Genomic DNA, 6765 nt, shown 5'->3' on the forward strand with positions numbered 1-6765 from the left:
TTGTGCAGCATGCCTAATCCTAGGGGTGTTTGTAAAAAAGACGAATTCTTAAGACTACAAATCACTATGTATATCATATTCATTTTTAGTTTACAAAAACACTCCTATAGGAACCAAGCACTTTAACAGACCCTTTTATATAAGGGGTACAGCCACATTGCCATCAAGTTAAAGTTTTGTAATGCCCCCAGAACGAAATTTTGTACTTTCTTGTATAACTTATAAGCTCAATTTATCGTTTTGGGGGTGACCTATTTTCTTAGCTTGATGGGCATGTGGTAGGACCCCAAGCAGAAACTGACGCATTTGAAACATCGTAGAAGAACAGAGGAGAATGCTGATGAGTTGTCCATATAAATGGCACTCTAGGCGTTCTCTTTTTATATTTTTGCATTCATCAATTTCAAAGAATGAATTCCACGTTTTAAACAAAATTTCAATCTGCCAACGAAGTGAATATAATGAATGCACGTAGTTTGTCGGTACTTCTTCTAGCGACATATTCGTGATATATACATTCATGCCCATTAAACGTTTACTTTTATCCTTCATGACAATGCCTTTCTTCTTTTCACGTATTGCTTGATTTTTCAGACGTGTTTGCGTTTGATCATCAGTTAAACGATGGATAATGACACGTGCTGGAAGTTTCTGATTTTGGCCAATGTATGCCTCGTGGATTTCCATCGTTTCACCAGGGGTTAGGCCAGACAGCATTTGTGTCATATCAAGCTGGATGTATTCTGTTTGCTTTTTTAACATGCCGTTGTTGAAGTATTCTGGCTCAGGGTTCTTGATATAAATCCGTGTATTCAGCTTCAACCGCGAGATGTAGTAAGCTCCTTTATCATGAATAGTTTGTAAGTCTCCTAAATCGAAGTAACCAAGATCACGTAAACACAAATCGCCCGCCTCTACGGTTTCAAGGCAGATGGTACCGTATGTTTTATCATTATTCTTTCCTGGTCCAAGCTGCACGTTAAGGAATTGACCACTAAGCAAATCATATTCCAATTGGATTTTCACGCCTGCCGTATTACTACTCCCACCTGAACCTTGATAGTCAGTGGCGAATTGATCAGGTAGTTGAAACACTGTTGCATCTAGAATACGGATACGATTGAAAGTAGAGATTATATGTGCAGAAAGTGAATGATTTGAACAGAGTTTTTGTATGAGAAGAGAAGTAAAGATTTCTCGAAGAAATGCGACAGCTGCTGGATTAAAGCGTTGATTCAGTCCTTCTGGACTTATGAGTGTAGCTGTATTTGCATAAAGCTGACTACATAATCGAGTAAGAGAATCGCTTGCTACGTGTTGACTAATCCAAATACATAAAGCAGCCAAATCTCGTGCGCCATACTTACTTTTACGTTTTACGAAACCCTTCTCCTGTGCGAGCTGTTGAAGGATACTTGGAGATAGATATCGCTGTAGTTCTTTAGCGAATAAATGAAACTCACCTTGAATCGATAGAGTCATCCAAAACGCCATCCTTTCTGTATGTTTCTACAAAAAGAATAGCGTTTTTTTGATTATATGGATACAAATTTATCTTAGTTTGATAGCGATGTATGGTGACCTCAATTAGACCAACGATTTCTCCTTGGTTGAGTCTCGCCCCCGACCTTTACTTATGAAAAATCCTTTTTATATTGGACGGCTAGATATACCCCACCAGCTAAGAATACCAGCGTATATTTGAACAAGAAAAAGATGGTCCACATATCGTCTTTAGGAAAAATTATGTCACATAGAATAACTGCCAACAACATATAGGAACTGCTTTTCAAAAAGATTTTATTTGTCCGTTCGTCGTCTTTCCCAATCTTCTTATAAAATACATAACCAAAAATCGCACTACCCATTAGCAGTAAAAAACCAATTCCAATGAGAATATTCCAATTTCCTGTAGATTGTTCAGCCCAGGACGTTAAAGGGGAGAAAATTGAGTTATGGATATCTGATATAGACTTAGTTATCATTTTGATCATTTCCTTTCACATAAGTAAAAATATCGTTTACATCAACACTAAAAAATTCTGCAATTCGAAAAGCTAACATCAGAGTCGGAACATAATTTCCTTTTTCCATTACGAAGATGGTTTGTTTGGAAACCCCGACTTTCTCTGCTAATTCTTGCTGAGACATTCTGGCAAGTACACGATATTCATAAACCTTATTTGATATCGAATCACCAAAATCTTTCTTCATAATTACCACCTCTTGGATTAAATTATAAACTCATCTTTTATAAAAGTAAAGTAAACTTATACAAAAATATAAAATACCTTTAAGTTTACTTAGATTACTTTGATTCAATAAGATCCATAATGCAGAAAGAACCTGACGAAATTCATGATTCCGTCAGGTTCACATATTGATCTGGTGTAATTTATGGTTTTGGGTGGTGCAATTGGGTGATAATATTCATTAGATCAATGCTATTTAGTCTAAAACGTTTTTTAAAATGAACATGAACGAAATCTTCATATGTTAAAAGGGGTACAGCCAACATTTCGGAAATTTTGTACGCTAAGCAAATTTCAACCTAAAAAAGTCGGATTCCAGCACGCTAAGGAACCGACTTTTTATTTGGCTTGTTAAGCTGAAGCCTCCGTTAGTTGAATACCACGCTATTCTTTAAAGGCACTTCCTGAGACATTGACTCTCTTTGATACAAAGAAATATACAAATACATAAACAAATAAACTTCCAATTACAAGATTGAATAAGTTAGCAGTAGAAGTATGCATGAACATTGCGAAATATAGAATAAAAAATTGTGCATATAGTATGACCAAGACAAACTTTAAGAAAGAATCTTTTATCTGAGATTTTGAAATAGGATAAAGTAATACACTTTGTTTCATTTCATGTTGTAAAGGAATTACTTGAAATCCAGTCATAAATAAAATGAGAAGATTAAAGATCCAACCACTTGCTGGCATAGCATAATTAACAAATATGCCAATTACAGTTAGTCTTAAATAAAGATAAAAGTAATCATTATATCTTACAAACAAGTGTGAGTATAAATATACGAATGTACTACTTTGACTATATGGGATACACCTTTTCAGAATCATAGTAAGCAAACGTCTTTTCCGAAAAGAACGTTTAAGATTAGGGACATCCATGAAAATATTAATAAATTTAAAGTTACTTAATAAGGCACTTTCTTCTTCAACTATTAGCCACTGCCAATTCAGATTTCTTTTTTTTCCTATAAAATAAATTAAATAGACGAAATTTATACTCATTAAAACAAGCTCAAAAATCCAGTCATTATTAAACAAAAAGTAACTCATTAAATATATTGAAAAAAACCTATTTAGCCTATGTAACACAAATTGTACATGGTTTTTTAACCATTGTTCAGTCCACTTCATTAAAATGTTATAAGCAGCAATCCCCACTATAAAAAAAAGAAAGAGAAGATTTATATTAGTTTTGTGCAAAAATAGGGATAAAAAAACAGTTATGAAACTTACCAATTTAATAACATCAAAAACAAAACTATATATAAGTGATTTAATAAAATACGGCTTTAATCCCCATTCTAATGGCAACAAAAAGATTATATCTGCCCTTTTAACAAAAGTACGGACTTTTGTCTGTTTTAAAATGAAGGTTATAAATAGTGATAAGATTACTTCAACAGATATTTGAGGAGGTATCCACTGAAGAAATAAATTAAAATAATAAATAAAGATACTACTAATGATCAGAAAAAAATAAACAACATTCGCACCAATTATTGAATAGTACCTGAACATTTTTCTATAAAATTCCTGAACCCTTAAACCCCATAATGTTTTTCTATCCATTAATACACCCATACCTTTATTGAATAATATCCCAATCTTTTATTAAAGTTAACATAAATATCCATTTCCCTTTCTACATAAAGATACCACAAACGACCGTTTTTGGTACGCTAATTGTTTATGTAAACTTGAATATTCAGATAATAAATTCAATAACAGAATTGTTCTTGTTAACTTAAAAACAAATTCCTTCAAAAGCAGGTAACAAATAATGAGGCAAAACAAAGACAATTACGGAAATGCACAATGCCTTAAATAACTACTGTACTACCTATGATTTTCTTTATGTAAACCATTACTAAGTGTTTGTGGCTGTTTTTCCATAATTGTTATAAAGTGGTACTAAGAGGTGAGGGTATATGGAACTGAGAGAACAGTTGCAAAAGTTAAGAGTACAAAAGAACATGTCTAGAGAAGAACTAGCTCAAGAAATGAATGAATGCATCTAGACAGGCAGTTTATAAGTGGAGAACAATAAGGGGATATCCTGATATTGAGAATCTTATAAAGTTAAGCGAACTATATGAGATTACATTAGATGCACTGATTAAAAATGATCGTACATTTCAAAAAAATAAGTATTTATGAGGATAAAAAAAGGAGAATGATCTCACAGGTCCTGGCTTCTACATAGGTATTATATTCGTATGTTTTGGCCTTTTCATTTACTTAGGCCCCTATTCTATCGGTATTACCATTTTGGTATTTTTGACAATGGCGTTTTATGAAGACTTAAAAAAGATATTTGGAATGTAAAGAAAGATTTTAACGAGCAGTAAAGTTTTAAGCAAAAAGCTGTTGCTTAAAGCATATGTTTGTCCTTTTAAAGTTTGTAGGAATGATTTGAGGTGGAACTTTGAGCCAACTTGCTATTTTAGTTATTTGTGCAGCATGCCTAATCCTAGGGGTGTTTGTAAAAAAGACGAATTCTTAAGACTACAAATCACTATGTATATCATATCCATTTTTAGTTTACATAATATTATCGACTTTCGCCAAGGAGCTATTCTTTGTAATCATTACAGGGATTTGGCTTCCTTGCGTCTAACTTACCAAGTGACAGACATATAAAAGATATGTTATGTTGTCATCTCTACATATAAAATAAGAATAAAGGATAAGGTGCTTGACTATGAACAAAACAGACTTAGTAAATACTGTGGCAACACAAGCTGAACTAACAAAGGGAGACGCGAAAAAAGCAGTCGATGCATTGTTTGAAGCGATCTCTAATACGCTCGCTAAAGAGGAAAAAATCCAAGTAGTTGGATTTGGCACATTTGAAGTGCGCGACCGAGCAGCTCGTACGGGTAGAAACCCACAAACAGGAGAAGAAATCCAAATTGCAGCTTCCAAAGTTCCTGCCTTTAAACCAGGTAAGGAATTAAAAGAGGCCGTTAAATAAAAGTCATAGTTGGTAAGTGTAAAAATACTCTGGGGATGAGATATTCGTCCAGAGTATTTTTTTCTTTATGTAAAGTGTTAGGTTTTTACTATCCTATAGGTATACTATAGGGCTTGACGTCAACTCCACCCCTTGTATACACACGTATAGGCGTTTGTATTAGAGTTCACCCGCATGACTTAAGTGGCTATCTTAAAGCTTGGAAAGAATGGAGAGTGTATCTTCTTTCTATGTAAATGGCGATTTCTTAATGAACTAACGGGGCAGGTTAGTTGAAAAAGGAACCACCCAATTTATAGAAATCACTTAAAATAGAATGTTATAATTAGGTAAATACTCATCGGTTTGGGGGATGAAGATGCTAAAGAGGATGTGGCTTCAACAATTCCCCTTAGAAAAAAACATTCTGTAACAACAATGTTTGATATTAATGGGAATATAGTGCAATGGTATATTGATGTTTGCCTTGGTAATGGAGTAGATAATGATATTCCATATTTGGATGATTTATATTTAGATATTATTTTGTTACCTTCTGGAGAAATAATTCAAAAAGATGCTGATGAGCTTGAAGAGGCTTTTTTAAATGGAATTATTGATAAATCTCTTTATGATTCAGCTTGGGATGAAGTAAACATTCTTACTAATTTTATAAGTAATAAAAGCTTTGAATTGATTAATTTATCCCATTGTCATAAGGAATTCTTAGTTAATGAATTAAAATAACTTTATGAAGCTAAAGGGTTGCGTTAGCTGAAGATCAGAGCTGTCTTTAATGCAACTTTTTTCTTTATGCAACTAAAGGGGCAGATTAGTTGAAGAACAGGTAATAAAATTTCTATGTCGAATTAGTATCAAATGGGGTGATTAATTTTGATACATGTAAAAAGTTTGGAACAATGTGAGCATGATTTAGATTTTTTAACGGATATGATGTATGAAGCTATTCATATTCCTGAAAATAAGCCACCTAAAGAAGAACTGTTCAATTTACCACATATCAAAAAATATAGTGAGGGATGGGGACGAAAAGGTGATAAAGCAATAATTGCTTTTGAAGATAATTTTCCTGTTGGTGCTGCATGGTATCGCCTATTTGCAGAAAATCAAAAAGGTTATAGATATGTTGATGATAAGACTCCTGAACTAGGTATAGCTGTAATTAATAAAGTAAGAGGTAAGGGAATAGGTAACCTACTTATGGAAAAGTTATTTGAAACAGCTTCTAGAGATGGTTATACATCTCTATCTTTGAGCGTTGACCCTAAAAACACTCAGGCTGTACAACTTTATAAGAAACTTGGATTTGAACAATGTGATTCATCAGGAACATCTTGGACAATGAAATATAACATCTCTTCCAGTTAGAAATAATGAACTAACGGGTGAGTTAGCTGAAGATCGGAGCTGTCTTAAGACAGCTCTTTCTTTATGCAACTAAACCAGCTAATAGTTAGTCAACATTTTTCAATGAAAACTTAAAATATTTCATGCTATACTAAATTTGTGCATGCCAAATAACCTTCCAAT

At 33.3% G+C, this 6765-nt stretch carries 6 protein-coding genes and 1 pseudogene; 3 read left to right on the plus strand and 4 right to left on the minus strand.

Annotated features, from left to right (window positions below):
• Nucleotides 1-288 precede the first annotated feature (288 nt).
• The 4 genes and pseudogenes from ACIQ0C_RS26970 to ACIQ0C_RS26985 form a co-directional block, all read right to left on the minus strand.
• Nucleotides 289-1482: pseudogene (locus ACIQ0C_RS26970) on the minus strand (IS4 family transposase); the annotation flags it as partial.
• A gap of 152 nt (nt 1483-1634) precedes the next feature.
• Nucleotides 1635-1985, minus strand: coding sequence for a DUF2178 domain-containing protein (locus ACIQ0C_RS26975; RefSeq protein ID WP_403065915.1), 351 nt, complete (start codon nt 1983-1985; stop codon nt 1635-1637).
• Complete coding sequence (locus ACIQ0C_RS26980) at nt 1975-2214, minus strand: helix-turn-helix transcriptional regulator (protein WP_403065918.1); 240 nt, start codon at nt 2212-2214, stop codon at nt 1975-1977. The genes ACIQ0C_RS26975 and ACIQ0C_RS26980 overlap by 11 nt, the downstream gene beginning before the upstream one ends.
• A 422-nt stretch (nt 2215-2636) precedes the next feature.
• Nucleotides 2637-3830 (minus strand): ABC transporter permease, encoded by a 1194-nt coding sequence (locus tag ACIQ0C_RS26985; RefSeq protein WP_367240016.1) that lies wholly within the window; start codon nt 3828-3830, stop codon nt 2637-2639.
• A 1132-nt stretch (nt 3831-4962) separates the two neighbouring features.
• Between ACIQ0C_RS26985 and ACIQ0C_RS26990 the strand changes: the two genes are divergently transcribed.
• The 3 genes from ACIQ0C_RS26990 to ACIQ0C_RS27000 all read left to right on the plus strand — a co-directional run bounded on the left by ACIQ0C_RS26990 (nt 4963) and on the right by ACIQ0C_RS27000 (nt 6603).
• A complete protein-coding gene (locus ACIQ0C_RS26990; protein WP_305162855.1) occupies nt 4963-5235 on the plus strand; it encodes an HU family DNA-binding protein in 273 nt (90 codons plus the stop codon).
• A 345-nt stretch (nt 5236-5580) separates the two neighbouring features.
• Entirely contained in the window at nt 5581-5961 is a 381-nt protein-coding gene (locus tag ACIQ0C_RS26995; protein WP_403065922.1) for a ribonuclease FAU-1 family protein, read from the plus strand.
• Between the two features lie 147 nt (nt 5962-6108).
• Entirely contained in the window at nt 6109-6603 is a 495-nt protein-coding gene (locus ACIQ0C_RS27000; protein ID WP_403065925.1) for a GNAT family N-acetyltransferase, read from the plus strand.
• Nucleotides 6604-6765 lie beyond the last annotated feature (162 nt).

The organism is Peribacillus sp. NPDC096448, from assembly GCF_044762675.1.
GTDB lineage: Bacteria > Bacillota > Bacilli > Bacillales > DSM-1321 > Peribacillus > Peribacillus frigoritolerans_B.

What these genes read in the sequence shown, in the direction of transcription:
- ACIQ0C_RS26975 (WP_403065915.1), bottom strand. Translation starts at nt 1,985, where the DNA reads ATGATAACTAAGTCTATATCAGATATCCATAACTCAATTTTCTCCCCT.
- ACIQ0C_RS26980 (WP_403065918.1), bottom strand. Translation starts at nt 2,214, where the DNA reads ATGAAGAAAGATTTTGGTGATTCGATATCAAATAAGGTTTATGAATAT.
- ACIQ0C_RS26985 (WP_367240016.1), bottom strand. Translation starts at nt 3,830, where the DNA reads ATGGATAGAAAAACATTATGGGGTTTAAGGGTTCAGGAATTTTATAGA.
- ACIQ0C_RS26990 (WP_305162855.1), top strand. Translation starts at nt 4,963, where the DNA reads ATGAACAAAACAGACTTAGTAAATACTGTGGCAACACAAGCTGAACTA.